The sequence below is a fragment of the Streptomyces sp. NPDC005262 genome, assembly GCF_042872425.1.
Lineage (GTDB): Bacteria > Actinomycetota > Actinomycetes > Streptomycetales > Streptomycetaceae > Streptomyces.
On the sequence record NZ_JBIAKK010000014.1, the window covers coordinates 134,715 to 159,332 of the forward strand.

Annotated in this window: 23 protein-coding genes and 1 pseudogene; 5 read left to right on the forward strand and 19 right to left on the reverse strand. The window is 70.2% G+C overall.

Going from position 1 to position 24,618, the window contains the following annotated elements:
- Positions 1-23 precede the first annotated feature (23 nt).
- From ACFYP5_RS28940 to ACFYP5_RS28960, 5 genes are all read right to left on the reverse strand, one after another.
- On the reverse strand, positions 24-899 hold the full coding sequence (locus ACFYP5_RS28940) for an alpha/beta hydrolase family protein (RefSeq protein ID WP_389041504.1): 876 nt from the start codon (positions 897-899) through the stop codon (positions 24-26).
- Positions 900-1,007: 108 nt separating this feature from the next.
- Positions 1,008-2,246 (reverse strand): kynureninase, encoded by a 1,239-nt coding sequence (kynU, locus tag ACFYP5_RS28945; protein ID WP_389041506.1) that lies wholly within the window; start codon positions 2,244-2,246, stop codon positions 1,008-1,010.
- A complete protein-coding gene (locus tag ACFYP5_RS28950; RefSeq protein WP_326604967.1) occupies positions 2,239-3,087 on the reverse strand; it encodes a tryptophan 2,3-dioxygenase family protein in 849 nt (282 codons plus the stop codon). Before ACFYP5_RS28950 ends, kynU begins: the two co-directional genes overlap by 8 nt.
- A 160-nt stretch (positions 3,088-3,247) precedes the next feature.
- Positions 3,248-3,661: a DUF3151 domain-containing protein gene (locus tag ACFYP5_RS28955; protein WP_389041509.1), complete on the reverse strand. Its 414-nt coding sequence runs from the start codon at positions 3,659-3,661 to the stop codon at positions 3,248-3,250.
- A gap of 57 nt (positions 3,662-3,718) precedes the next feature.
- Positions 3,719-5,236, reverse strand: coding sequence for an MFS transporter (locus ACFYP5_RS28960; RefSeq protein ID WP_389041511.1), 1,518 nt, complete (start codon positions 5,234-5,236; stop codon positions 3,719-3,721).
- Positions 5,237-5,366: 130 nt separating this feature from the next.
- On the opposite strand from ACFYP5_RS28960, the gene ACFYP5_RS28965 reads away from it, so the two are divergent.
- Entirely contained in the window at positions 5,367-5,987 is a 621-nt protein-coding gene (locus ACFYP5_RS28965; RefSeq protein ID WP_389041513.1) for a hypothetical protein, read from the forward strand.
- 57 nt (positions 5,988-6,044) lie between these two features.
- Here the strand turns inward: ACFYP5_RS28965 and ACFYP5_RS28970 are convergent, their stop codons facing one another.
- The 9 genes from ACFYP5_RS28970 to ACFYP5_RS29010 form a co-directional block, all read right to left on the reverse strand.
- Positions 6,045-7,235: a MalY/PatB family protein gene (locus ACFYP5_RS28970; protein WP_389041515.1), complete on the reverse strand. Its 1,191-nt coding sequence runs from the start codon at positions 7,233-7,235 to the stop codon at positions 6,045-6,047.
- A 55-nt stretch (positions 7,236-7,290) separates the two neighbouring features.
- The gene (gene fbaA, locus ACFYP5_RS28975; RefSeq protein ID WP_327126065.1) at positions 7,291-8,313 is read right to left on the reverse strand and encodes a class II fructose-bisphosphate aldolase; all 1,023 of its coding nucleotides are present in this window, start codon (positions 8,311-8,313) and stop codon (positions 7,291-7,293) included.
- Positions 8,314-8,527: 214 nt separating this feature from the next.
- Positions 8,528-9,067 carry an orotate phosphoribosyltransferase gene (gene pyrE, locus ACFYP5_RS28980; RefSeq protein WP_267003667.1) on the reverse strand — a complete coding sequence of 180 codons (540 nt, stop codon included), beginning with the start codon at positions 9,065-9,067 and terminating at the stop codon, positions 8,528-8,530.
- Between the two features lie 26 nt (positions 9,068-9,093).
- Positions 9,094-9,891: an aldose 1-epimerase gene (locus ACFYP5_RS28985; protein ID WP_389041517.1), complete on the reverse strand. Its 798-nt coding sequence runs from the start codon at positions 9,889-9,891 to the stop codon at positions 9,094-9,096.
- 21 nt (positions 9,892-9,912) lie between these two features.
- Positions 9,913-10,830 carry an SRPBCC domain-containing protein gene (locus ACFYP5_RS28990; RefSeq protein ID WP_389041519.1) on the reverse strand — a complete coding sequence of 306 codons (918 nt, stop codon included), beginning with the start codon at positions 10,828-10,830 and terminating at the stop codon, positions 9,913-9,915.
- 88 nt (positions 10,831-10,918) lie between these two features.
- A complete protein-coding gene (locus ACFYP5_RS28995) occupies positions 10,919-12,520 on the reverse strand; it encodes a polyamine aminopropyltransferase (RefSeq protein ID WP_389041521.1) in 1,602 nt (533 codons plus the stop codon).
- 85 nt (positions 12,521-12,605) lie between these two features.
- Positions 12,606-13,127, reverse strand: a complete 522-nt coding sequence (locus tag ACFYP5_RS29000; protein WP_389041523.1) for a DUF2617 family protein — start codon at positions 13,125-13,127, stop codon at positions 12,606-12,608.
- A gap of 304 nt (positions 13,128-13,431) precedes the next feature.
- Positions 13,432-13,728: a hypothetical protein gene (locus tag ACFYP5_RS29005; protein ID WP_389041525.1), complete on the reverse strand. Its 297-nt coding sequence runs from the start codon at positions 13,726-13,728 to the stop codon at positions 13,432-13,434.
- Between the two features lie 457 nt (positions 13,729-14,185).
- Positions 14,186-15,475 carry an amidohydrolase family protein gene (locus ACFYP5_RS29010; RefSeq protein WP_389041527.1) on the reverse strand — a complete coding sequence of 430 codons (1,290 nt, stop codon included), beginning with the start codon at positions 15,473-15,475 and terminating at the stop codon, positions 14,186-14,188.
- A gap of 356 nt (positions 15,476-15,831) precedes the next feature.
- Here ACFYP5_RS29010 and ACFYP5_RS29015 point away from each other — a divergent pair.
- A pseudogene (locus ACFYP5_RS29015) lies at positions 15,832-17,009 on the forward strand (pyridoxal phosphate-dependent aminotransferase).
- Between the two features lie 126 nt (positions 17,010-17,135).
- On the opposite strand, the gene ACFYP5_RS29020 reads toward ACFYP5_RS29015, so the two are convergent.
- Both ACFYP5_RS29020 and clpB read right to left on the reverse strand, forming a co-directional pair.
- Entirely contained in the window at positions 17,136-17,690 is a 555-nt protein-coding gene (locus ACFYP5_RS29020) for a YbjN domain-containing protein (protein ID WP_389041529.1), read from the reverse strand.
- Positions 17,691-17,945: 255 nt separating this feature from the next.
- Positions 17,946-20,543: an ATP-dependent chaperone ClpB gene (gene clpB / locus ACFYP5_RS29025; protein WP_389041531.1), complete on the reverse strand. Its 2,598-nt coding sequence runs from the start codon at positions 20,541-20,543 to the stop codon at positions 17,946-17,948.
- A gap of 226 nt (positions 20,544-20,769) precedes the next feature.
- Between clpB and ACFYP5_RS29030 the strand changes: the two genes are divergently transcribed.
- A complete protein-coding gene (locus ACFYP5_RS29030; RefSeq protein ID WP_030929307.1) occupies positions 20,770-21,192 on the forward strand; it encodes a pyridoxamine 5'-phosphate oxidase family protein in 423 nt (140 codons plus the stop codon).
- Positions 21,193-21,311: 119 nt separating this feature from the next.
- Here ACFYP5_RS29030 and ACFYP5_RS29035 read toward each other — a convergent pair whose 3' ends face one another.
- Together ACFYP5_RS29035 and ACFYP5_RS29040 are read right to left on the reverse strand one after the other, a co-directional pair.
- Positions 21,312-21,632: a hypothetical protein gene (locus ACFYP5_RS29035; protein WP_030929305.1), complete on the reverse strand. Its 321-nt coding sequence runs from the start codon at positions 21,630-21,632 to the stop codon at positions 21,312-21,314.
- A complete protein-coding gene (locus ACFYP5_RS29040) occupies positions 21,629-21,787 on the reverse strand; it encodes a hypothetical protein (RefSeq protein WP_389041534.1) in 159 nt (52 codons plus the stop codon). The genes ACFYP5_RS29035 and ACFYP5_RS29040 overlap by 4 nt, the downstream gene beginning before the upstream one ends.
- 154 nt (positions 21,788-21,941) lie before the next feature.
- Here ACFYP5_RS29040 and ACFYP5_RS29045 point away from each other — a divergent pair, with 154 nt between their 5' ends.
- Both ACFYP5_RS29045 and ACFYP5_RS29050 read left to right on the forward strand, forming a co-directional pair.
- The gene (locus ACFYP5_RS29045) at positions 21,942-22,925 is read left to right on the forward strand and encodes a helix-turn-helix transcriptional regulator (RefSeq protein ID WP_327126055.1); all 984 of its coding nucleotides are present in this window, start codon (positions 21,942-21,944) and stop codon (positions 22,923-22,925) included.
- A gap of 183 nt (positions 22,926-23,108) precedes the next feature.
- Positions 23,109-24,134 carry a LuxR C-terminal-related transcriptional regulator gene (locus ACFYP5_RS29050; protein ID WP_389041536.1) on the forward strand — a complete coding sequence of 342 codons (1,026 nt, stop codon included), beginning with the start codon at positions 23,109-23,111 and terminating at the stop codon, positions 24,132-24,134.
- Between the two features lie 36 nt (positions 24,135-24,170).
- Here ACFYP5_RS29050 and ACFYP5_RS29055 read toward each other — a convergent pair whose 3' ends face one another.
- Positions 24,171-24,617: a heat shock protein transcriptional repressor HspR gene (locus tag ACFYP5_RS29055; RefSeq protein ID WP_030929299.1), complete on the reverse strand. Its 447-nt coding sequence runs from the start codon at positions 24,615-24,617 to the stop codon at positions 24,171-24,173.
- Between the last annotated feature and the right edge of the window lies 1 nt (position 24,618).

Sequence of the window (24,618 nt, forward strand, 5' to 3'; positions counted from 1 at the left end):
CCGGATGCCTCCGGCGCCCCGTGTCACCATGCCAACTGGGCGATCTCCTCCGCCACCACCGCACACGCGTCCGCCGCCGGATCGATCAACGGGAAGTGCCCGACCTCCTCCAGGAGTGTCAGGCCCACCGTCTCGCCCGCCTTGGCCGCCGCGTCCACGAACGCCTCGGCGACCGCGTGCGGCACGGTCAGATCGGTGCGTCCCTGTACGACCGCGGTGGCGATCCCGGTCGGCAGCAGCGCGGCCGGATCGGCGTACGGGCTCCGTGCGGCGAAGTCCGCCTCCCGGCCCAGGAGTTGACCCACCGCGCCGGAGCAGACATCCAGCTCCACCGCCGTGGTGAAGTCGGCGATCGGCGCGAGGGCGACGACCCCGCGCAGCGGCGGCGCCGCGGCGAGCCGCCATGGCGACCCCTGCGGCAGTACGTGCCGGGCCGCGGCCCACAGTGCCAGCTGCCCGCCTGCGGAGTGCCCGGTGACGACGATCCGTCGCGCATCGGCCTCCGGAAGCGCGACGGCCAGCAGCCCGGGCAGCGCGTCCATCGCCGCGGCCACGTCGTCGAAGGTCTCCGGCCAACGGCCCGCGACCGGACCGGAACCCCGCTGCTGCGGGAGTTCGCTGCCGCGCCGGTACTCGACGTTGGCGACGGCGAACCCGCGGCGGGCCAGGAAGTCCGCGAACGGCGTCACATGGAGCCGGTCGTACGGCCCCCGCCACGCACCACCGTGCAGGACGACCACGACGGGCGCCCCGGCCCGCCCGTCGCGCGGGGCGTAGAAGTCGATCACCTGGTCGGGATGGTCGCCGTAGGCGGCCGAGACGTCGGGTGCGACGGCCGGATGCGAGAAGGCCGACTCGGTCTCGACTGCGTCCCGATCACGCGCGGCGGAATCCGACATGGTGCTCCAACCATCCGACAGAGGTGCCCAACTGGCCTGACCAGCGGGGACGGTATCAGCACGCGAGGCCGCGTCCCCACGGGGTTCACCGTGGGGACGCGGCAGGCGTCACACCTCGCCGAGCACCCCGTCGAGCGCCCTGCCCGACACCTCGCTCAGCACCTCACCCAGCACCCGCGCAGCCCGCTCCACATCCGCGAACCCCACGTACAGCGGGGTGAACCCGAACCTCAGCACATCCGGCCGCCGCAGGTCCCCGACGACGCCCCGCGCGATCAGCGTACGCATCACCGGCTCGGTGATCTCCGCGTCCACGCACCGCAACGACACCTGGCTGCCGCGCTCCGCGTGCGCCTGCGGGGTGACCGGAACGACCACACCCTCCGGCGCGTACGCCCGGACGCACTCCAGGAAGAAGTCCGTCAGGGCCAGCGACTTGGCCCGCACCGCCTCGACCGGCACCCCGTCCCACACGTCCAGCGCCGCTTCGAGCGCCAGCATGGACAGAATGTCGGGGGTTCCGACCCGGCCGCGTACGGAACCGTCCGCGGGCGCGTACCCGGGATCCATCGCGAACGGGTCGGCGTGCGACGTCCACCCCGGCAGCGGCGAGTCGAATGCCGCCTGATGCCGCTCGGCGACGTACAGGTACGCGGGCGAACCGGGCCCCCCGTTGAGGTACTTGTACGTACAGCCGACCGCCAGGTCCACCCCGTGCGCGTCCAGCCCCACGGGCAGCGCGCCCGCGCTGTGGCACAGGTCCCAGACGGCGAGGCCGCCCGCCGCGTGCACGGTGGCGGTGAGGCCGGGCAGGTCGTGCAGCCGGCCGGTGCGGAAGTCGACGTGGTTGAGCAGCACGACCGCGGTACGGGGCCCGACCGCGCCCGGCACGTCCCCGGGTGCGACGGGGACGAGCCGGTGCCCGGTCATCCGGGCGGCGGACTCCGCTATGTACCCGTCCGTGGGAAACGTCGTCGCGTCGACGAGGATCTCGTCGCGCCCCTCCGGTGCCAGCCGGCTCGCGGCGACGACGGCCTTGAAGACGTTCACGCTCGTCGAATCGCCGACGACGATCTGTCCGGCGGCGGCCCCGACGAGCGGGGCGATCCGGTCACCGATCCGCTCGGGCGCGGTCCACCAGCCGCTCTCGTCCCAGGACCGGATACGCAGCTCGCCCCACTCGCGGGTGAGGACCTCCTGCACCCGTGCGGGAACGTGTCGCGGCAGCGCGCCGAGCGAGTTGCCGTCGAGGTACACGCCGTCGTCGAGAGTGAACAGCTTGCGCAGATCCGCGAGTTCGTCGGCGGTGTCGAGTGCCGCGGCCCGCGCGGCGAAGGTCTCAGACATGGCTGCGCGCCGTCCACAGCTCGGGGAACACGTTCTTCGTGGCCCGCTTCTCCAGCCACGCGACCCCGGCGGAGCCGCCGGTCCCGGTCTTCGAGCCCATCGCACGCCGGGTGGCGACGAGGTGGTCGTTGCGCCAGCGCCACACCAGTTCGCCGACGTCGGTGAGCGCCTCACCGAGCCGGACGAGCTCGTCGTACCGCTCGGGGTCGGAGTAGATCTCCGTCCAGACGGCCTCGACCTCGGGGGAGGGCTCGTACTTCTGCGTCAGGTCGCGGCCGAGCACGGACTGCGGCACACCGTGGCCGCGCCGGGCGAGCAGGGCGAGCACCTCGTCGTACAGGCTCGGCTCGGCGAGCGCCTTCTCCAGCTCGGCGTGGACGCGGGGCGCGCCCCGGTGCGGTACGAGCATGGACGCGGACTTGTCGCCGAGCAGGAACTCCATCCGCCGGTACATCGCCGACTGGAAGCCGGAGCCCTCGCCGAGTGCGGCGCGGTAGGAGTTGAACTGGGCGGGGGTGAGCTGGGCGAGCGGCGTCCAGGACGCGTTGAGCGCCTCCAGTTCCCGTACCGACCGCTTCAGCGCATCGCGGGCGACCGGCAGCCGGTCCTCACGCAGGGCGTGCGCCGCGGTCTCCCACTCATGGACGATGACCGTGAACCACAGCTCCATGACCTGGGTGGTGACCAGGAAGACCATCTCGCCCGGATCGTCGGAGCGCAGGTGCTGGAGGTGGGTCAGGACATCCGCCTGGACATAGTCCTCGTACGGAGTCGTTCCCGCGAAGTCCAGGTGCGGGGTGTCCGCACCGGTGGCTTCGGGGTCGGGGTGGATCGTCGACATCGCTGTCTCCTCGACACGAGCTTCCGGGTAGCGGTCCGCCCCTTCCGTGAGGTGATGGAGCTCCGGTCCCCTGCCCGCATCCTAAGCGGACCCCGGGGAAACGTGCAGGCCCCGCAGACGGCGGTACGTCTGCGGGGCCTGCGACACCGTTGCGGAGGTCCTAACCCAGGATCTCGGCGGCGGTCGGCGACGAGTCGCGGAGGAACGTCGAGCAGCGCTCGTACTCCTCCTGCTCACCGATCGACTGGGCGGCGCGCGCGAGGGCGTGCAGGGCGCGCAGGAAGCCGCGGTTCGGCTCGTGCTCGAACGGTACGGGTCCGTGGCCCTTCCAGCCGGCCCTGCGCAGTGCGTCGAGGCCACGGTGGTAGCCGGTGCGGGCGTATGCGTACGACTCGATGACACGGCCGCCCTCGAACGCCTCGTCGGCGAGCTGCGCCCAGGCCAGCGAAGAGGTCGGGTACTTCGCGGCGACATCGGCCGGGGCCGTGCCCTTCGCGAGGAGCTCGCGCGGCTCGGGGTCGTCGGGCAGGTGGGTCGGGGGAGGTCCCCCGAGCAGGTTCTCGTGGATGGACATGGGTTCAAGTGTGCCTGGCACATGCCCGCCGGGGGTAGCCGGGCGTCCTCGGACCGGTCAGGTCCGGCCGGGGTCCCCGTTCTCGTCACGGGCGGGCCCCAGGGGAGGCGCCTCGACGGCGCAGTGCACGGTGCATGCGGGACGCGACTTGCCCTTCCGGACCGCGGGCGGTGTCCGTACGGTCGCCCAGGCGATCACCGAGCCCAGCACCATCAGGCCGGCACACATCGGCATGGCCCGCTTGAAGGCCGCTGCGAACTGACCGGCGTCGCGGTACGCCTCCGGGCCCATCCCGGCCAGCAGCGGCAGCGCGGCCACGGCGATCAGACCTGCGGCGCGGGCGGCGGCGTTGTTGATCCCGCTGGCCAGCCCGGCCCGCGCGGTGTCGACGGAGGCGAGGACGGTCGCGGTGAGCGGCGCCACCAAAGTGACCAGGCCGAAGCCGAGCACGGCGACGGCGGGCAGCACACGCTGTACGTACGCGGAGACGGTGGCGTCGCCGGGCCCCACCCGCAGCATCAGCAGCATCCCGGCTGCGGCGAACAGCGGCCCGACGGTGAGCGGGATACGCGGCCCGATCCGCTGCCCCAGCTCGCCCGACGAGGCGGAGAACAGCAGCATCAGCACAGTGGTCGGCAGGAGGGCGGTCCCGGCGCCGAGGGCGGAATACCCCGCCACGACCTGGAGCTGGATGGCGGAGAGGAAGAAATAGCCGCCGAGCGCCGCATACACACAGAGCGTGACGATGTTGACGGCGGTGAACTGCCGGGACCCGAACACGGACGGCGGCAGCATGGGGTTCGCCCGCCGCCGCTCCACCTGCACGAACGCCACCCCGAGCAGGACCCCTCCCACGGCCGCCCCGATCACCGCGGCGGACGCCCCCCGGCCTGGCGCCTCGATCAGCGCATACGTCACCAGGGCAAGAGCCAGCGCGCCGAGCACGGCCCCCAGAACGTCGAAGCGCCCGTGTGCCTGGGGGTCCCGCGTCTCGGGTACGTGACGCAGCGCGACCGGCACGCAGACGGCGGCCACCGGCACATTGATCAGAAACACCCAGCGCCAACCGGGGCCGTCGACCAGCCACCCCCCGACGAACGGCCCGACCGCTGCCCCAACCCCACCGAAGCCCGACCACAGCCCGACCGCACGCGCCCGGTCGTCCGGATGAAAACTTGCCTGGATCAACGCCAGCGAGCCGGGGGTGAGGAGCGCCCCGCCCACTCCCTGGAGGGTGCGGGCACCGATCAGAACCGCGGCATTCGGCGCAATGCCGCACAGCAACGAGGCACCGGCGAACCAGATCACCCCCACGACGAAGACCTTCCGCCGCCCGTACCGGTCCCCGAGCGCCCCACCGAGGAGGATCAGCCCGGCGAGCGTCAGCATGTAGGCGGTGACGGTCCACTGAAGGGCGGCCAGGTCGGTGCCGAGGTCCTTGCCGATGCGGGGCAGGGCCACGTTGATGACGGTGGAGTCGAGCATGGCCATGCTGGACCCGAGAACGGTGGTCAGGACGACCCAGCGCCCGGGTGCGGAGGCAGCACGGATCTCACCGGCCGGTGTCTCACCCATGCGAGCAGCATCGCCGCTACGGGGCACTCCGGCCAGTCCGGGTCCGGCCGCCCCGCTCGCCGCCTGCGCCCGCAGCACGTGAGCGCTGAGTAATGTGTGCGGAAATGTCCCGGTTCCGGAGATGGATTCCATGGATGACGACGAGATCCGCTCCGCAGACGCGGGTGCCGGCGCGGCCGCGGGCGCGGGCCCCCGCCGCAGCCGCAGCGCCGCCATCGCCCAGGTGGTACCGAGGACCGCCGTGATCGCCGGCGGCGGAGCGCTGGCGATCTGGGAGCCCGCCTTCACGCTCGGCGCCTACAACGTCGTCTTCTACTACCAGATGCTCACCCTCTGGGCCGTGTCGACCGCCGTGATGCTGACCGCCCTGCTGATGCGCGAACGCGGGCCGCGGCACGGCTGGATGTACTGGGCCTGTCTGGCCCTGCCCAGCGTGTGGATCGTCATCGCCACCGTCGTGCCCCGCCACAACGGCTGGCCGGACGAGACACTTTTCCTGGCGGGCGGCATCCTCAGCATCATCGGCACCCCGCTGCTGGTCTGGGTGCTCCTGCACCTTCTGCTCTTCGGGGAGTCGGAACTCTCCGCGCGCGAACGAAGGACGGTCATCGGCGTCGTCGTGATCGTCGGTGCGCTCGCCTACGGGCTCGGCCAGTTGAACCATGTCTTTCTCACCTGCGGAGACTTCGACATCAGCGGAAACAGCGTCCCGTCGGGATGCCGGCCGGGACACGCCTCCCCGCTCGGCTGACGCACGGCGCCCCAAGGGAGCGCGTTCGCGCCTCGCCGCCGGGCGGGCGGCCGTCGGCTACCTCACGGCCTTCAGCGCCCGCACCAGCGCGTCCACTCCCGCCTCGACCTTGCTCCGCGGGCACCCCACGTTCAGCCGCAGGAACCCTTCGGCCCCGTACACCGCACCCGGCATGATCGCGACCTTCTCGCGCTCGATCAGCATCCGCTGCAGCGCCTCGTCGTCCACACCCAGGGCGCGCAGATCGATCCACGCCAGATAGCCGGCCTGCGGAGGCTGCCAGGACAGTTCGGGGAACGCCGCGTTCAGGCGTTCCGCGACCAGGTCCAGGTTCCCGGCCACGTACGCGCGTACCGCGTCCAGCCACGGACCGCCCTGCCGGTACGCGGCTATGTGCGCGGTGAGCGACAGCACCGCCGGGGAGGCCAGGCCCTCCGCCGTTTCCATCCGGCGCAGGAACTCCGTCCGGTCGGCCGGATCGCCGATGATGCCGTACGAGCCGGTCAGCGCCGGGAAGTTGAAGGACTTGGACGCGGACGAGATCACCGCCCAGCGGGCGTCACCGGCCACCCGCGTCCACGGCACATGCCGGTGGCCGTCATGCACGAAGTCCGCGTGGATCTCGTCGCTGATCACCGCGACCCCATGGAGCGCGGCCAGAGCGGCTATGTCGACCAGCTCGGACTCGGTCCACACCCGGCCCGTCGGGTTGTGCGGCGAGCAGAGCACCAGCACCTTCGCGTCGGGGCGGGCCAGCTCCCTTTCCAGCGCCCCGGGGTCTCCCAGCGGCACGCCCCGCAGCTCGCGGCCGAGACCGGTGATCGCCTTGCGGAAGCCGTCGTACGTGGGGGTGTGGACGACCACGCCGTCGCCCTCGGCCGTCCACATCTGGAGGAGCTGAGAGAACTGACTGAGCACGGACGGGCCGTAGACCAGCCGGCCGGTGTCCAGCTCGGTGCCGTACCGGGTCTCGTACCAGTGCGCGATCGCCGACCGGAAGTCGTCGTGCTGCCAGCTGGTGTAGCCGAGTACGCCATGGTCGAGGCGGGTCCGCAGTGCGGTCAGGACCTCGGGGGCCGTCTCGAAGTCCATGTCGGAGATGGTGAACGGGAGCAGCCCGTCGACCCCGAACCGGTCGGCGACCCCGTCCCACTGGACACACCAGGTGCCCCTGCGGTCGATGACGGTGTCGAAGTCATAGCGCGCGTTCGCTTGCACAGTGGGCTCCTCATGCTCGTTCGCGGACATGCCGTGGGCCCGGCACCCCAGGGAGTACCGGGCCCACGGCCGCCGTTCGTACCTACTACTTCAGCTTGGTGCCGGTGGACCGCAGGTTGGCGCAGGCCTCCGTGACGCGCTTGGCCATGCCCGCCTCGGCGGACTTGCCCCAGCTGCGCGGGTCGTAGACCTTCTTGTTGCCGACCTCGCCGTCGACCTTCAGCACGCCGTCGTAGTTGCGGAACATGTGGTCCACGATCGGGCGGGTGAAGGCGTACTGGGTGTCGGTGTCGAGGTTCATCTTCACGACGCCGTTCTCCAGCGCGGTGGCGATCTCCTGCTCGGTGGAGCCGGAGCCGCCGTGGAAGACGAAGTCGAACGGAGACGACTTGCCGTACTTGGCGCCGACGCCCTCCTGGAGGTCCTTGAGGAGCTCGGGACGGAGCACGACGTTGCCCGGCTTGTAGACGCCGTGCACATTGCCGAAGGAAGCGGCCAGCAGGTAGCGGCCCTTCTCGCCCAGGCCGAGCGCCTCGGCGGTACGCAGCGCGTCGTCGACGGTCGTGTACAGCTCGTCGTTGATCTCGTGGGTGACGCCGTCCTCCTCGCCACCGGTCGGGGTGATCTCGACCTCGAGGATGATCTTCGCGGCGGCGGCCTTGGCCAGCAGCTCCTGGCCGATGGCCAGGTTGTCGGCGAGGGTCTCGGCCGAACCGTCCCACATGTGGGACTGGAACAGCGGGTTCAGGCCCTTGGCGACGCGCTCGGCGGAGATGTCGAGCAGCGGACGTACGTAACCGTCCAGCTTGTCCTTGGGGCAGTGGTCGGTGTGCAGCGCGACCGTGACGTCGTACTTGGCGGCGACGATGTGCGCGAACTCGGCGAGGGCGACGGCGCCCGTGACCATGTCCTTGTTGTACTGGCCGCCCAGGAACTCCGCCCCACCGGTGGAGATCTGGACGATGCCGTCGCTCTCCGCCTCCGCGAAGCCGCGCAGTGCAGCGTGCAGGGTCTGGGTCGACGTCACATTGATGGCCGGGTAGGCGAACTTGCCTGCCTTCGCCCGGTCGAGCATCTCGGCGTAGACCTCGGGGGTTGCGATGGGCATCTGTCCGCTCCTTGGGATGTGCGGGTGTGCGTTGCTGGTTCCCTGACCTGGGGGCGACGTCATCGTCGCCCCCATCTTCCCAGACTCTCGCTCCGGCTCCACCCGGCGTACTCCCTCAACGTTCGGACCCGGGGAACTGAAGGCATACGACAAGGGCGGACGGTTTCACGTGAAACCATCCGCCCTCGGAGAAAATCGCAGATCAGGCCGGCAATCAGGCCAGGTCGAGGTCCGCCACAGTGTAGGCGTGGACGTACGGGAGACCGGCCTCGGCAATGGCCGGAGCGGCACCCCGCTCCACGATCGTGGCGACCGCGACGACTTCGCCACCGGCCTCGCGCACCGCCTCGACGGCCGTCAGTGGCGAGCCGCCGGTGGTCGAGGTGTCCTCGACCACCAGGCAGCGGCGGCCCTTCACGTCCGTGCCCTCGATCCGGCGCTGCATGCCGTGTGCCTTCTGCGCCTTGCGGACGACGAAGGCGTCCAGCGTCTTCCCGCGGGCGGCGGAGGCGTGCAGCATCGACGTGGCCACCGGGTCGGCGCCCAGCGTCAGCCCGCCCACGCAGTCGTAGTCCAGCTCGGCGGTCTCGTCGAGCATGACCTGACCGACCATCGGAGCGGCCGTACCGTCCAGCGTGATGCGACGCAGGTCGATGTACCAGTCGGCTTCCAGACCCGAGGAGAGGGTCACCTTGCCGTGCACCACGGCCTTGTCCTTGATCTGCTGGAGCAGCTCAGCGCGTACGTCAGTCATGGCTACGAGCTTAGGGCGTGTCCGGCTCAGAGCCTGCGCCAGCTCCAGGTCGTCGCGATCTCCAGCGGCTCGATCGGGGTCACATACCGGGGCTCGGTGTTCAGGCCGTTCGGCGGGCCCGACTGCGGCTCCACGCAGACCGCCTCCGCCTGTTCGTCGTAGACGACGACCCATTCGGCCCGGCTCTTCACCTTCAACTCCAGCTGCTCCGGCCAGGTGAGCGTCACATCGACCCCGTCGGGCATCCCGAAGCAGTCGTCCCACGGGCCGGGCATGACCGGGATCCGGCGGCCGGTCGGCAGATGATCCTCGCCCCGCTCCTCCTGCCAGGCGGCGTCGAACGCGATCTGTACGTCGCCGCCGGTCCCGAGGTTCCGAAGGAACCACGGGTGCCAGCCGGCCTGCGCCGGGAACGAGTCCCCGTACGTCTCGACACCGAACGCGAGCGTGAGTGAGTCCTCGGCCAGTTCGAAGGTCTGGGTCACCCGGCCCGGATACGGCCACGGCTCGGTGAGGTCGTAGTAGAACGCGGCCTGCGACCCGCCGGCCTTGGCGGTGCGCCAGGCCGTGTCGCGGCCGGTGCCGTGAATGGCGTGCGGCGGGGAGTTCAGGGGCAGCTGATGAGGCACATCGCCGTTGAGGAAGTGGCCGTGCCCGGTCCGCCCGCACCACGGCACCATCGGGAAGCAGCCGTACCGCTCCCCCTGCCGCAGCAACTCGGTACCACCGATCCGGAGGCTGCTGATCCGGCAGCCGTTGGCGGGGTTCACGGTCAACTCGGTGTCGTCGACGGACAGCCGGACGTTCTTCTCGCTACTGCTCACACGACGACACTACTGGCGCCACTACCTCCGGCGCCGCAGCGCCCGCCCCACCACGACCGCGGAGGCGAGCGCGAGGGCGGCCGCCGGAGCCACCCAGCGCAGGGTGGTTCCCGCAGTGGTCGGGTCGGGCGACGGCACGGGGGCGTACCGCCCGCGCGGCGGCGCGTGGTCGACCTCCTCGGCACTGCGCCCGATCATGGTCCGTCGGGCATGCGCGGCCTCGGCGGGCGGTTCGTCGGGGACGGTGAACTCCATGTCCGCGACCGGGTCGAGCGACGGCGGGGGGACAGGTGCGTCGAAGACCGAACCGGTACCGGGGAGCGACCCGGCGGCGTCGTCCTGGGCGGGCTCACCCTCGGGGGACTCCCCCGCCGTCGTCTCGTCGGCCGTCTCCGCGGCCTCCTCGATCGCCCGGTCCACGGCTTCGTCGACGGCCAGGTCCACGACTGCCCCGGCCGGTCCGTCGGACTCGCCCGCCTCCCCGTCGGCGGCCGGACCGTGGGACGCCAGCGTCTCCGTCACCAGCTGCTGCGTGAAGCGGTCCAGCAGCCGATGGGCCGCCGCGAGCGTCGCCTCACGGTCCAGTTCCACGATGCGGCCCTCGCCGCCCGCCGTGCCCGTGAAACCGATCGTCGTACCGCCGTCCGTCTCCGTCAGGCGGATCGTCAGCGCGAGCTTCGCCGAGCCGCCGCCCCGCGCCTCGACGCCCTCGCCCTCGACGGAGATCCCGGCCCCGTCCGGCAGCGCGGCCGAAGTCAGCGTGCCGCGGTACGTGATCGTGTGGCTGCCGATCCGGACCTTGAGCCGGCCGGACAGGGGGCCCGCCGACGCGTCGGCGTCCTGCTGGAGGCCCGGCACACAGCGCGCGACCCGGGCAGGATCGCCCAGCGTCCGCCGAAGGGACAGGACCGGAACCGGAACGAACACCTCATGCTCCATGGAAACCGAGCCTACTCAGGCGCGGCCGCCCCGTCAGCGCTTCCGCACCCGGAAGCGGCACTCAGCACCCAAGACCTCCGCCGCACCCTCACGGCTCCTCCCAGTACCGCGGATGCACCAGCGTCGACGGCGCCTGCTCCGACAGCCGCCCCCGCTCCGCGTACCGGGCCGCGCCCGCCAGCGCCCCTTCCGTCAGGGAGCGGAGCTTCGGTGCCCGGGAGGACAGGCCGAGCGCCGGGGCTCGCGGCCCCCGGCGGGCGAGGACGAAGCCCCAGCCGTGCGGGGCCTTCGCCCGGTCCGTCGTGCGGTCCGGGCCCGTCGTGAAGCCGGTGCGGCGGCCGCCGATGCCGTACGGGCGGGTGCTCAGGCCAGCCGCCCGCACGGATGCCTCGACCGTCCAGAACGTCCGCGGCCGGTTGTTCGGCGGCCCCCCGTGCACCACCAGGCGGCCGCCCGGCGCCAGGGCCTCGGCGATCAGGCCGTAGAACTCCGCTGAGTACAGCTTCGTGCTCGTCGTGATGCAGGGATCGGGCAGATCGGAGATCACCACGTCGTAGCCGCCGTGCCCCGCCCGCAACCAGTTGAACGCGTCGGCCGTCACGGCCGTCAGCCGCGGGTCGCGGTACGCGTGCGCGTTCAGCGCGGAGAGCGCAGGGTCCGTACGGGCCAGTCGGGTGACGCCGGGATCGATCTCGACGAGCGTGACACTCCGTACGTCCATGTAGCGCAGCACCTCGCGGGCGGCCAGACCGTCGCCGCCGCCCAGGATCAGCACCCGCGCGTGACTCCCGTCCATCGCCGGGTGGACCAGCGCCTCGTGGTACCGGTACTCGTCCTGTGCGCTGAACCGCAGCCGCCCGTCCAGATAGAGGTCCAGGGATCTGCGGCCCGTCCCGGTGAGGACCACCTCCTGCACATCGGTCTGCACAGCGACCCGCACCTGGTCCCCGTACACCGCGCGCCGCGCCGCCCGCTCGAAGTCGTCGTCCAGGACCGTGGCGGTGGCCAGCAGGGCGATCACCGACACGTTGACGAGGATCAGCAGCCGACGCGACCGCGGGGTGAGGTCCCGGCGGAACACCCACAGCACCAGCGCACCGCCCGCCGCCGCGTTGACCATGCCGGTGAGGAGCGCCCCGGTGAGCTGACCGAGCACCGGCAGCAGCAGGAAGGGGAAGGCCAGTCCGCCGACGAGCGCCCCCACGTAGTCGGCGGCGAACAGATCCGCGACCGTCCCGCCCGCGTCCTGCCGGTCGACGCGCTGGATCAGGGTCATCAGCAACGGGATCTCCGCGCCGATGAGGACGCCTATCGCGAGCGAGAACCCGACCAGCGCGAACCGGGACTCCCCGATCCAGGCGAACGACGCGTACAGCACGAGCGCGGAGGAGCCGCCGATCAGTGCGAGCCCCGCCTCGATCAGCCCGAAGCCCACTGCTGCGTGGCTGCGTAACCGTTTCGCGAGCAGCGAGCCGATACCCATCGCGAAGACCATCACGGACAGCACCACGGAGGCCTGGGTGACGGAGTCTCCGATCAAGTAGGAGGCGAGTGCGACCAGTTCGAGCTCGTACACCAGTCCGCAGGCGGCGCAGACGAACACGGCGGCCAGCACGAGGAGCCGGCCGGTCCGCGGCCGCACGGGGATTCGCGCCGTGCCCACTCGCAGCGACACCTGCTGGTCGATCATGATGCGAACGCTACGTCACGACAGCGTCGCCACCTGTCACCCACAAGGGTGCAAGTGCCGCGCACGCAACGGTGCTCAGGAGATTTCAGTGAGCCACCGCCGGCGTCCGCACGCCCACGCGGGTGCGGGTCGCCACCAACTGGCCCTCCTGCGGGTACGCATGCCAGGTGCGCCACCGCACCTGGCCCTCCGTCCGCTGCGCGAGCATGGCGGTGAAGGCGTGCGGGCTGCCGGGAAACGTCCCGGCGAGGCCGTGCGGATGATCGGTCACGAGCGCGAGGAGTTCCTGCGCACGCCCCGCGAACGAGTCCGCGGAGAGCGTCTCGACGCGCGCCGCGAATTCGTACTCCCACTCCCCGAGCCGTTTGGCGACTCCGAGCGGCAGCGGTGTGCTGCTGCCGGGGATGCAGGCCACCGTCTCGGAGCAGCTGCCGCCGTCCTCCTCGAGAAGCACCTGATGGGAGGCGCCGAGCAGACGCAGTTGCAGTTGGGCACCGCCGAGCTGGAGGTCGAGCACGGCCAGGGCGGGGAGCGGTTCGCGCCCCAGCGCCCAGGCCAGGTCGGCAGCACGGGTGTCGGAATAGGCCGTCTGGAGGGTCGTGAGCATGGGTCGGCTCCGCAAAACACGCGTGGACACAGGGACAGGGGACGCCCCCGTGGCGATGTACGTGGGAGGTGGGGAGCGCCCGATCAGGTCCAACTGGAGTCCGAGGGCTGGATGTTCTCTCCAACGAGGGAATCACGAAGTGCGACGGTCCACAGCATTTTTGCCCAACTTGACGTGGTTTCCATCCCCTCGGGGGCCCTGCGGTTCAGGTGTTCACCGGAGACGCGCTGTCCGACCCAACAAAAAGGTGCCCGGCGGGAGTTCACCCGCCGGGCACCCGGTGACGCGGACCAGCTGCCCCGTGTCAGCTGCCTCCGCCGCATCCGCCCCCGCCGCACGACGAACCACCGCCGCACGAGGAGCCGCCCCCGCACGAGTGACCACCGGAGTGACCGCCCGAGTGACTGCTGCCTCCGCAGGACGCCCCGCCGCCCGCGTCGCCGCCCGCCCACCAGCTGCCGCCGGCGGCCGCGCCGCCGGCCGCGCCGCGGCGCCCGGAGCGCCGGGAGGACGACGACTTGCTGCCGTTCGCCGACCGCCACATCGCGACGACGAAGCCGATCACAACGATCCCGGCCACCACCCCGAAGAAAGCCCCCACCGACCTCACGTCCTTCCGTCCCCCGAAGCGAGGTCTCCCGCTTCATGTTCCTTCCGCTACTTGCGTGAGTGGGGGATGCCCCCGGCCCCGCGGAGCCAAAGCAGACTTGAGCAACTTCAGAGGGTTCTCTCGGGGCATCGACCCCTGACCTGCACAGAAGGGCAGTTCAAGGGCCGTCCGTGGGTCACTGGGCCGTCCGTGGGCCGTGATCTTCCTGGGAGACGCGCCGTCCTCAGTGGGCACGAACACCTCACCCTGACGCAGGCCGCATCCGGCCCCGATTGCGGTAGTCGACCCTGCCGGTCGCGTCGACAGCGCCGGTCAGGGAGCGCCGTGGACAGCGCAGGAAGTGCGTGCCGCCGTACTGCCGAACTCGGCCTTCCATGGATCGGGGCGTCGCCTCGCACGGCGTTGCGGCCGGCCGCATCCGGGCGGTCCATGAGCTACGGACCCGCGTTCAGCGGGCCTTCCTCGGGTCGAAGTTGGACCGGCGTTCGCGCACAGCTGCCACGGCCTTGGCGACCTGGGCGTCGAAAGCGTCGAGCTGCTCGACTTCGGCAGCACTCGCGACGAAGGTGCGTCGATCACAGGCTGTGCCCGCGCGCCATATCCGCTCGATCGCGCGTGTTGCGGTGATGTCCGTCAACGGATTACCGGACACGAGGACCAGGTCCGCGCGCTGCCCGGCCGCGATACGCCCTCGGTCGGTGAGGCCGAACACTCGTGCCGGTCCGGTTGTGGCAGCGGCCAGGGCCTGCGCCGGGCTGATGCCGCACCGGACAAGGAGTTCCAGCTCCCGGTGCAGGCTTGCTCCGAACACGGTCCCCGGGTTCGGGGCGTCGGTGCCCGCCAGCAGAGTGACCCCCGCATCGGCCAGTCGCCGCACGTTGTCCTCGGCCCGCGAGTAGGGCGGCATTCCCCGGCCACGCCATCCCGAGGCACTCGAGGTCAACCGGCGTGTCCAGGCGTCCCCGAGCGGCTCGGCGAGCCGGGGGTCACCTGCCACTGCCGCGCCACCCGGTTCACCGAGGGTGTTCTCGATGGTGGCCAGCGTCGGGCCGACTACGATTCCGGCTTCGGCGATGCGTCCGACCAGAGCCTTGTCCAGCTCGGCGTCCACCGGAACGTGGGCCACCACGTCGACACCGGCGGACACAACCTCCTCGACACCGGCCACCGAGCTCACATGAGCGACGACGACCAGGCCGCGGGCATGTGCGGCAGTGACCAGCGCCTGGATGGTTTCGGAGTCCAGCGACGGCCATAGCCCCCCGGTGCCGGAGATGATCTTCAGATAGTCCGAGCCCGCCGCGATCCGTTCCGCGACGAACTGCTCGGCCTGATCAGCGGCGGTCAACGTCGGGAATGGGGCATACATCATCGACGGGTGCCCGCCGGGCGCGGTGGCACCGACACCCGAGGAACGCACATCGGCCACGTCCGGACGGGAGCCGGCCTGCTCCTTGGCCGGCGTCACCAGGTCGGGTTTGCTGAACATGTCGAGAACGGTGGTGACGCCGAAGGTCAACGATTGGGCGAGGGCGCCGGGAACGAGGTGCACGTGCGCATCGATCAGACCGGGAAGCACGGTCCCGCCACGCGCATCGATCACTTCGTCGCCTTCTCGGGCGGCCGAGGCCGCCGAGCACTCGGTGATCAGCCCGTCAGCGAACCGGACCGAAGTCCAGTCCTGCGACATCGTCCCGTCGAACACCTTCGCGTTCACAATCGTTGTTGCCGCGGCCACGGCGTCCTCCCCCAAGGGATTCTGAATAACCGGGGCAGTGGAGGTTCACCCGACGTGGGGTCCCCCGGAGGTCCTCGACCTCGCGGCGGAAAAACCACCGCTGCGCAGGGAGTCTACGACCCACGCTCAGCCGAACAGCTCGACTCCTGCCGCGACCCGCAAGTCCTCCGGACACTCTGTCCGGGCCTCTGATCTCATACTTTGCGTGTCGAGGCCGGGCCGTCCGAAGGTGACCGACGACGACAGGTGACGACAGCGCCGCCGCTGCTCAGAGGCGGCACACGGTGCACTGGCACAGGCACCCATCGGTGAAGGTAAGTTGAGCAAATCCAGAGCTTCGGCACAGGATGGCGGTCATGACACAGGGACGACCGCTGCTCAACCGCCGCCTCGCCGAATTCGGCACGACGATCTTCGCGGAGATGTCGGCGCTGGCCGTACGGACCGGCTCCATCACCTCGGTCAGGGCTTCCCCGACACCGACGGCCCCGAAGAGATCCGGGAGGCCGCGGTCCGCGCACTGCGCGCCGGACACGGCAACCAGTACCCGCCGGGCCCCGGGGTTCCCGAGCTGCGCACCGCGATCGCCGCCCATCAGCAGCGGCGGTACGCGCTCACGTACGACCCGGACTCCGAAGTTCTCGTCACCGCGGGTGCCACCGAGGCCATCGCCGCCACCCTGCTCGCCCTCGTGGAACCCGGCGACGAGGTCGTCGCCCTGGAGCCGTACTACGACTCGTACGCCGCCTGCATCGCCATGGCGGGCGGCGTCCGCGTCCCGGTCACCCTGCACCCGGACGCGGAGAGCGGTACGTACCGGCTTGACATCGACGAGCTGCGCGCCGCCGTCACCCCCCGCACCCGGCTGATCCTCCTCAACACCCCGCACAACCCCACGGGCACCGTCCTGACCCGCGAGGAGCTGGCGGCGATCGCCGAACTCGCCTGCGAGCGGGACCTGCTCGTCGTCACCGACGAGGTGTACGAGCACCTGGTCTTCGAGGGTGAACACCTGCCGATCGCCGGGTTCCCCGGAATGCGCGAGCGGACCGTGACCATCGGTTCGGCGGGCAAGACGTTCTCGTTCACCGGGTGGAAGGTGGGGTGGGTTACCGCGAGCCCCGGGCTGGTGACGGCGGTCCGCTCGGCCAAGCAGTTCCTGACGTACGTCTCCGCGGGCCCGTTCCAGTACGCCGTCGCCGAGGCGCTGAACCTCCCCGACAGCTACTTCGAGGGGCTGCGCGCGGATCTGCGGGCCAAGCGGGATCTGTTGAGCGGTGGGCTGGCCGAGGCCGGTTTCGAGGTGTACCGGCCGGCCGGGACGTACTTCGTCACCACCGACATCCGTCCGCTCGGCGGCGGGACCGACGGCTTCGCCTTCTGCCGCGCGCTGCCCGAGCGGTGCGGGGTCGTCGCCATCCCCAATGCGGTGTTCTACGACGATCAGGAGGCCGGCCGCAGCAAGGTCCGGTTCGCCTTCTGCAAACGCGAGGACGTCCTGCGCGAGGCCGTTTCCCGGCTCAAGGGTCTGTGACCCCAGGGGAATTCACCATGCCGGAGCTCGCCTTCGTCCGGCGTGCGAAGTGACAGAAGCCCGGCCGGAGGCGGCGGTCATGGTGACCGTCGCCCCGGCCGGGCCGTCGTGCGCAGGCGCTCCGGATCAGGCGCTCGGCGCCGCGTCGTCGCCGTCGGTCTTCTCGGCCGGCTCCAGGCCCAGACGCTCCAGCAGCCACTTGTCGAACTCGATCGAGGCCCGCACCCAGCTGACCGTCGACGAGACGAAGTGCTCCAGGCTGACGCCCGTACCGATGAGCATCTGCGCCTCACCGATCAGGCGGACCGAGGTCTCGGTGTCCTCGGCGCCTTCCTCGGCCTCGTGGACGTGCGTGTAGACCTTCGGCCACAGCGTGCGGCGGTTCCAGTCGTCGATCGCGTCGAGGAGGACCGGACGCTGGTCCATGGCGTGGGGACGGTCGTAGAACGTACGCACCGAGAAGACCTGCTGCTCGTCCTCACCACGGAACATGAAGTACGTGCGGAACTCTTCCCACGGCGCCGCGAGGTCGCCCTCGTCGTCGACGACGTACTTCAGCTCCATCTGCTCGAGGAGCTGCTTGACGAGGTCCTGGTCAGGGACGACGGGGCCCTCCGGTCCTGCCGCCTGCGGTTCGGGCTGGCCCCCGAAATTCGGAATCGAGGACGGGTCGATGCTCACCGTGAATTTCCCTTCGTACGGTTGCCGCCATCCTCCCCCATGGCAGGCGGGGGATGGCAACCCCCAGCTGGGCCGATCAGCTACAGGCTGACACGATCCGGCCCGCGCGGTGCTCCGGGGGAGCCGGTCCGAAGGAGGGAATGTCACGGAAGGAACACCCGGACGGACTTATGCGGGCCCGGACAGTCGTGTACGAGGGCGGGCACCGCCCTCATACACGTCAACCCGTTCGGCGTCCGGCGCCCGCCGGGTCCGTCACCGCACAGCGCCCACGATCAGGCCGGCCTCCTCGTCCTCCCCGAACACGTCCACCCGTACGGTGTCCCCGTCCCTGACCTCGCCCGCGAGGATCTCCTTCGCCAGCCGGTCACCGATCGCGGTCTGGATGAGGCGACGCAGCGGCCGCGCCCCGTACGCCGGGTCGTTGCCCTCCTTCGCCAGCCAGGCCAGCGCGGCCGGGGTGACGTCGAGAGTGAGCCGCCGGTCGGCCAGCCGCTTGGCGAGCCGGTCGATCTGGAGCGCGGCAATGTGCGCGAGCTCGTCGCCGGAGAGGGCGGAGAAGACCACCAGGTCGTCGAGCCGGTTGAGGAACTCCGGCTTGAACGAGGCGCGTACGGCCTCCAGGACCCGCGCCTTCTTCTCCTCCGGCTTCATCAACGGATCGACCAGGAACTGGCTGCCCAGGTTCGATGTCAGGACCAGGATGGTGTTACGGAAGTCCACCGTCCGGCCCTGGCCGTCGGTGAGCCGTCCGTCGTCGAGCACCTGGAGCAGGATGTCGAAGACCTCGGGGTGGGCCTTCTCCACCTCGTCCAGCAGGATGACGCTGTACGGACGGCGGCGGACCGCCTCCGTGAGCTGGCCCCCCTCCTCGTACCCCACATAGCCGGGCGGGGCACCGACCAGCCGGGCGACGCTGTGCTTCTCGCCGTACTCGCTCATGTCGATGCGGACCATGGCCCGCTCGTCGTCGAACAGGAAGTCGGCGAGCGCCTTCGCCAGCTCGGTCTTGCCGACACCGGTCGGGCCGAGGAAGAGGAACGATCCGGTGGGCCGGTCCGGGTCGGCGATACCGGCCCTGGTGCGGCGTACCGCGTCCGACACCGCCTGCACGGCCTCGGCCTGGCCGATCAGCCGCTTGCCCAGCTCCTGCTCCATGCGCAGCAGCTTCTGCGTCTCGCCCTCCAGGAGCCGGCCGGCCGGGATGCCGGTCCAGGCGCCGACGACATCGGCGATGTCGTCCGGGCCGACCTCCTCCTTGACCATGGTGTCCTTGGCGGCCTCCTGCTCGGCCTCGTCGGCCTCCGCGAGCTCCCGCTCCAGGCCCGGGATCTCCCCGTACAGAAGCTTGGAGGCGGTGTCGAAGTCGCCGTCGCGCTGGGCGCGTTCGGCCTGGCCGCGCAGCTCGTCGAGGCGCTCCTTCAGCTCACCCACGCGGTTGAGGCTCTGCTTCTCCTTCTCCCAGCGGGCGGTGAGGCCGCGCAGCTCCTCCTCCTTGTCGGCGAGGTCGCGGCGGAGCTTCTCCAGACGCTGGACGGAAGCGGCGTCGGTCTCGTTCTTCAGCGCCAGCTCCTCCATCCGCAGACGGTCGACGGAGCGCTGCAGTTCGTCGATCTCGACGGGCGAGGAGTCGATCTCCATGCGCAGCCGGGACGCCGCCTCGTCGACCAGGTCGATGGCCTTGTCGGGGAGGAAGCGGGAGGTGATGTAGCGGTCGGACAGGGTCGCGGCGGCGACCAGCGCGGAGTCCGCGATCTGCACCTTGTGGTGCGCCTCGTACCGCCCCTTGAGCCCGCGCAGGATCGCGATGGTGTCCTCGACCGACGGCTCGGCGACGAGAACCTGCTGGAAGCGGCGCTCCAGGGCGGCGTCCTTCTCGATGCGCTCGCGGTACTCGTCGAGCGTCGTCGCGCCGACCATCCGCAGCTCACCACGGGCCAGCATCGGCTTGAGCATGTTGCCGGCGTCCATGGCGGAGTCCCCGCCCGCGCCTGCGCCCACGACGGTGTGCAGCTCGTCGATGAATGTGATGATCTGCCCGTCGCTCTCCTTGATCTCGGATAGGACGGACTTCAGCCGCTCCTCGAACTCACCGCGGTACTTGGCCCCGGCGACCATGGCCCCGAGGTCCAGCGAGACCAGCCGCTTGTTCCTCAGGCTCTCGGGCACGTCGCCCTTGACGATGCGTTGAGCGAGCCCTTCGACGACGGCCGTCTTGCCGACGCCGGGCTCGCCGATGAGCACGGGGTTGTTCTTCGTACGCCGCGACAGGACCTGCACGACACGCCGGATCTCGTGGTCACGCCCGATGACGGGGTCGAGCTTGCCCTCGCGCGCGGCCGCCGTGAAGTCGGTGCCGAACTTCTCCAGGGCCTTGTACTGGCCCTCCGGGTCGGGTGTGGTCACCCGGCGCCCTCCCCTGCTCTTCTCGAATGCGTCCAGCAGCTTCTTCGCACCGGCGCCCTGCTGGGTGAGGATCTCACCGGCGCGGCCGCCCTCGGCCGCGATACCGATCAGCAGATGCTCGGTGGAGAGGTAGTCGTCGCCGAGCTCCTTGGCTCGCTGCGAGGCATCGGAGATGACGGCGAGCAGCTCGCGGTTGGGCTGCGGCGGGGCGACGGTCGCCCCGGTGACGCTGGGCAACGACGCGAGCAGCCGGTCCGTCTGGGTCCGTACGGCGACCTGGTCGGCGTCGACGGCGGCGAGCAGGTCGGTGATGTTCTCGTTGTCCTCGCCCTCCAGCAGAGCGAGCAGCAGATGCCCCGGGGTCAGATCGGCGTGCCCGTCCTTCACGGCCCTGCTGGTGGCCGCATTGATGGCGTCCCGGCTCTTGTTCGTCAGCTCGGCGTCCACGTGCGCTCTCTCCTCCTTGCGGTGGCTGGTCCGTCCACTTCTTTCGCGACAACTGACTCAGTCAACGTCCACAAAGTTGAGTCTATTTCACTCAAGACAGGATCCTGCCGAAAACCACCGGCCTCCTGCGGCGACCACCGGCAGAAATCCGCTCGCGTCCGAGTCAACCGGCCGGACGACCCCTGCGCCACCGCAGGACCGGACGCCGGTTGCCTACCCTTTGTCCATGGCCGTAGACGTACGCAACCCCAGCCCCGAGTACCTCGCCTTCTGGCGCGAGTACCACGTGTGCACCCTGACCACCCTCCGCCCCGACGGCACCCCTCATGTGGTGCCGGTCGGCGTGACGTACGACCCCGAGGCCGGGCTCGCGCGCATCATCACCAACAAGAGCAGCAGAAAGGTCGCCCACGTCCTGGCCGCCGGCCCGGACGGGGCACGGGTGGCGGTCTGCCAGGTCGACCGGGGCCGCTGGGCGACGCTGGAGGGCCGGGCCACGATCCGCACGGAACAGGACGTGGTCGACGACGCCGTACGCCGCTACGCGGAACGCTACGAGCGCACCCCGGCACCCAACCCGGACCGGGTCGTCATCGAGATCACCCTCGACCGGGCCCTCGGACGGGGCGCACCGGTCCGCACGGCCTGACCGCCGGCAGCTCCCGCCCACCCGCACCCGGACAGCACAGCGGCGCCACCGTGTTCAGGTCACGATGGCGCCGCTGTGTGGGGGAAGTGTCTGAGCGACATGGAACGACGGGGGATCGCTCAGGCACTGCGGGGGGTGGCGGTGATGGTTTCGGGTTCGATCAGCTGGTGGTCACGCTGATCGAGGTTGACGAAGATCATTCCGTACCGGATGGCACAACGAACGGGCTGCGGCGCCCCGCGGGGTCGACGAAGGCACCGGTAGGCGCGGACCTCTTCGTCGTCCTCCAGGACGACGACGATCGGCTCCCCGAGCAGGGTGACCATCAACGAATCGCCATGGCGGGGGAGTGCCGTGAGCAGATCGATGAAGTGCCACCCTGAGCGGTAGGCAGAGGCCATCTCCCGCCGGAAAACCCGGTCGTCCGGCGGGATGGTCATGCGCCCGCCAGATCCGCCGGGATGCTGTCCCAGCCGACATCGGAACCCTGGACACCGATGGCGGAACCGGACTGCACGCTGTCCCAGCCGACGTCCGCGGTGGACATGTTCGCTGCGAGCAGCAGCGCAGCAGCGGCAAAAGCAGTGGCAAGCACTGAGCGAAGCATTCGCTTGTACATAGTCGGCTTCGTCCTCACTTGATGGTTTCCTCTCCCCCGCCTGACAAGACGATGGCTCATTCAGGCACGTCAATGCCACAGGAGCGATGCATCATGTTCCTGCACGTACAGGACCCTGGGGGGTGGAGATTTGCCTACAACCAACACGAAACCGACACATACTCACCCGGTCACGGACCTGTGCACCGAGGGGGCTCGGCTGTACGCCAGCGCCTTGAGTGTCGGACGCATCGCCCGCGCCGAGGTGGAACCCGCACCCTGCCTCATCGAACTCGGGCTGCTGCTGCCCGATCCGGACGACGCATCGTGGCTCCGCCCGGTTCCGCCCTCCGCCGCCCTGGCTCAGCGGCTCCATCCGCTGGAACGTGAGATCCAGGACCGCAGACGGACGTCCGTGGAACTGACCGAGGCCTTCGAGCCCTTCATGGCCATCAGCGCCCAGAGTCCGGCACCCACGCACGCGATCACTGTGCTGGAAGGCATCGACCGGATCAACGGAGCACTCGATCTGGCCATCGCCGAGAGCCGCACGGAGGTACTGACCATCCAGCCCGGCGGCGGACGCAGCGAGGATGTCCTCAGCGAAGCCCTGACCCGCAGCAAACCCCTGATAGACCGTGGCATCAGTGTCCGCACCCTCTACCAGCACACGGTCCGGCACAGCCAGCGCACGTTCGCCTACGTGGAACTGATGGCCGGCGCCAAACTGCAGATACGCACACTCGAAGAACTCATCGAGCGTCTGATCATCTGCGACGAGACCGTCGCCTTCATCCCGGCCAGGGACGACCGCCGTATCGCACTCGAGCTACGGCATCCCGGTCTGGTCGCGTACCTGACGAAGGTCTTCGAACAACTCTGGCGCCGGGCCCTCCCGTTGAACGAAGCAGCCCCGTACAACCCGGCCCCCGACGGCATCACGGGCGTCCAGCGCGCCATTGCAACCCTGCTGGTCGAGGGGTACGTCGACGAGGCGATAGCCCGCCGCCTCGGCATGAACGTCCGCACCTGCCGTGCGCATGTCGCCAAGCTGTCCTCCACTCTCGGCAGCAGCAGTCGAGCCCAACTCGGCTATCTGATAGCGCGGTCAGGAATCCTGGAACAGGGTTCCTGACCGTTCGCAGCCACACCGCCCCAGCCGTCGGCCGACTGCGTGGCCACACGACAGGGGGAGCATGGTCACGCCCTCGGTGCACCAAGGGAGTTCTCCGTTCCCGGGACGTCACCACACTCTCCCGAGGGCTAGTCTTTTCGCCACCGTCATCTTGTTGCACTGCACACAGTGGGGGGGTCCCCGATGGGCACGTTGGAGGGCAAAACAGGCCACCCGCACGGAGCCGCCGAACTCTGCGAACCGGCGATCCGCCTCTACTCCGAAGCCCTGCGCAACGGGCGCATTGCCCGGATCGAGGTCGCCCCGGCTCCATGCCTCATCGAGATGGCCCTGCTCCACCACGATCCGCACGACGCCGCTTGGATGCGTCCCGTACCGCCATCGGCCGCCATGGCGCACCTGTTGCAGCCCGTCACCCGGGAGATTCTCGACCGGATACAGATCACCACCGCCCTGGCCGCATCCCTGGCGCCTCTGATGGCTCTTGCCAGCGAGGACCCCAACCTCGGGATCACAGTGCTCGAAGGCAAGCCGGTGATCAATGCCGCCCTGGAGCATGCATCGGCATCCGTACGGGAGGAGGCGCTGACCGCACAGCCGGGCGGCGTACGGCAGCAACACCTCATGCACCGAGCCCGCAGCAATGGTCTGACAGCCGTCAACCGGGGAGCTCGGCTCCGCCACATCTACCAGCATCCCGCGCGCTACAGCACGTTCCTCAGGGATTATCTGGAGGTACTGCCTCCCGACCGCGTGCAAGTGCGTACGGCGGAACAGACCATCGAGCGGCTCATCATCTTCGACCGCGCCGTGGCCTTCATCCCTGCCAACGCCGAGCGGGACATCGCCCTGGAGATCCGCCACCCCGCCCTGATCCGTTTCCTCGTGCAGGTGTACGAAGTCCTCTGGGAGCAGGCGACGCCGCTCACCGAGCCCCTGCCCACATCGTCCCCCGGCACCCCCGTCACCGCCGTACAACGCAGCATCGCGCGCCTCCTGGTCGAAGGCCACGTCGACGACGCGGTGGCCCGCAAGCTGGGCATCAGCGTCCGCACCTGCCGGTCCCACATCGCCAAACTCATGCAGGCACTCGACGCCTCCAGCCGGACCCAACTGGGCGCGCTCATCGTCCAGTCGGGCATCGCCGAGCCGGACGGCGCCGCCGCCGCCCGCACCGACGCGGAAGGCCCGCCACCCGCTTCCGGGTGACGGGCCTCGGCCGTCGTACGTGCGCCGTAACCGCGCTTATTCCTTCGGCCTCTTCGGCCGCCAGACGACCAACGCACTCGTCTGCTGCACATCCTGATACGGCACCAGATCACGCCGGTACGACGCGTGCACCTGCGCCTCGCGCTGCTGCATCGCCGCCGCCGCGCCGTCCACCGCCGCGGAGAGTTCGGCGACGCGCTGCTGGAGCGCTGCGACCTGGTTCTCCAGCTCGATGATGCGCTTGATGCCCGCCAGGTTGATGCCCTCGTCCTGCGACAGTTGCTGCACGGTGCGCAGCAGCTCGATGTCGCGGGCCGAGTAGCGCCGGCCGCGGCCGGCCGTGCGGTCCGGGGAGACCAGACCGAGGCGGTCGTACTGGCGCAGTGTCTGCGGATGCAGGCCCGAGAGCTGGGCCGCGATCGAGATCACGTACACCGGTGAGTCGTCGGTCAGTTGGTACGGATTACGTCGTCGGCCGTCCACA

Coding starts and splice junctions, on each gene's coding strand:
- ACFYP5_RS28940 (WP_389041504.1), bottom strand. CDS start 899: ATGTCGGATTCCGCCGCGCGTGATCGGGACGCAGTCGAGACCGAGTCG.
- kynU (WP_389041506.1), bottom strand. CDS start 2,246: ATGTCTGAGACCTTCGCCGCGCGGGCCGCGGCACTCGACACCGCCGAC.
- ACFYP5_RS28950 (WP_326604967.1), bottom strand. CDS start 3,087: ATGTCGACGATCCACCCCGACCCCGAAGCCACCGGTGCGGACACCCCG.
- ACFYP5_RS28955 (WP_389041509.1), bottom strand. CDS start 3,661: ATGTCCATCCACGAGAACCTGCTCGGGGGACCTCCCCCGACCCACCTG.
- ACFYP5_RS28960 (WP_389041511.1), bottom strand. CDS start 5,236: ATGGGTGAGACACCGGCCGGTGAGATCCGTGCTGCCTCCGCACCCGGG.
- ACFYP5_RS28965 (WP_389041513.1), top strand. CDS start 5,367: ATGGATGACGACGAGATCCGCTCCGCAGACGCGGGTGCCGGCGCGGCC.
- ACFYP5_RS28970 (WP_389041515.1), bottom strand. CDS start 7,235: ATGTCCGCGAACGAGCATGAGGAGCCCACTGTGCAAGCGAACGCGCGC.
- fbaA (WP_327126065.1), bottom strand. CDS start 8,313: ATGCCCATCGCAACCCCCGAGGTCTACGCCGAGATGCTCGACCGGGCG.
- pyrE (WP_267003667.1), bottom strand. CDS start 9,067: ATGACTGACGTACGCGCTGAGCTGCTCCAGCAGATCAAGGACAAGGCC.
- ACFYP5_RS28990 (WP_389041519.1), bottom strand. CDS start 10,830: ATGGAGCATGAGGTGTTCGTTCCGGTTCCGGTCCTGTCCCTTCGGCGG.
- ACFYP5_RS28995 (WP_389041521.1), bottom strand. CDS start 12,520: ATGATCGACCAGCAGGTGTCGCTGCGAGTGGGCACGGCGCGAATCCCC.
- ACFYP5_RS29000 (WP_389041523.1), bottom strand. CDS start 13,127: ATGCTCACGACCCTCCAGACGGCCTATTCCGACACCCGTGCTGCCGAC.
- ACFYP5_RS29030 (WP_030929307.1), top strand. CDS start 20,770: ATGGCCGTAGACGTACGCAACCCCAGCCCCGAGTACCTCGCCTTCTGG.
- ACFYP5_RS29035 (WP_030929305.1), bottom strand. CDS start 21,632: ATGACCATCCCGCCGGACGACCGGGTTTTCCGGCGGGAGATGGCCTCT.
- ACFYP5_RS29050 (WP_389041536.1), top strand. CDS start 23,109: ATGGGCACGTTGGAGGGCAAAACAGGCCACCCGCACGGAGCCGCCGAA.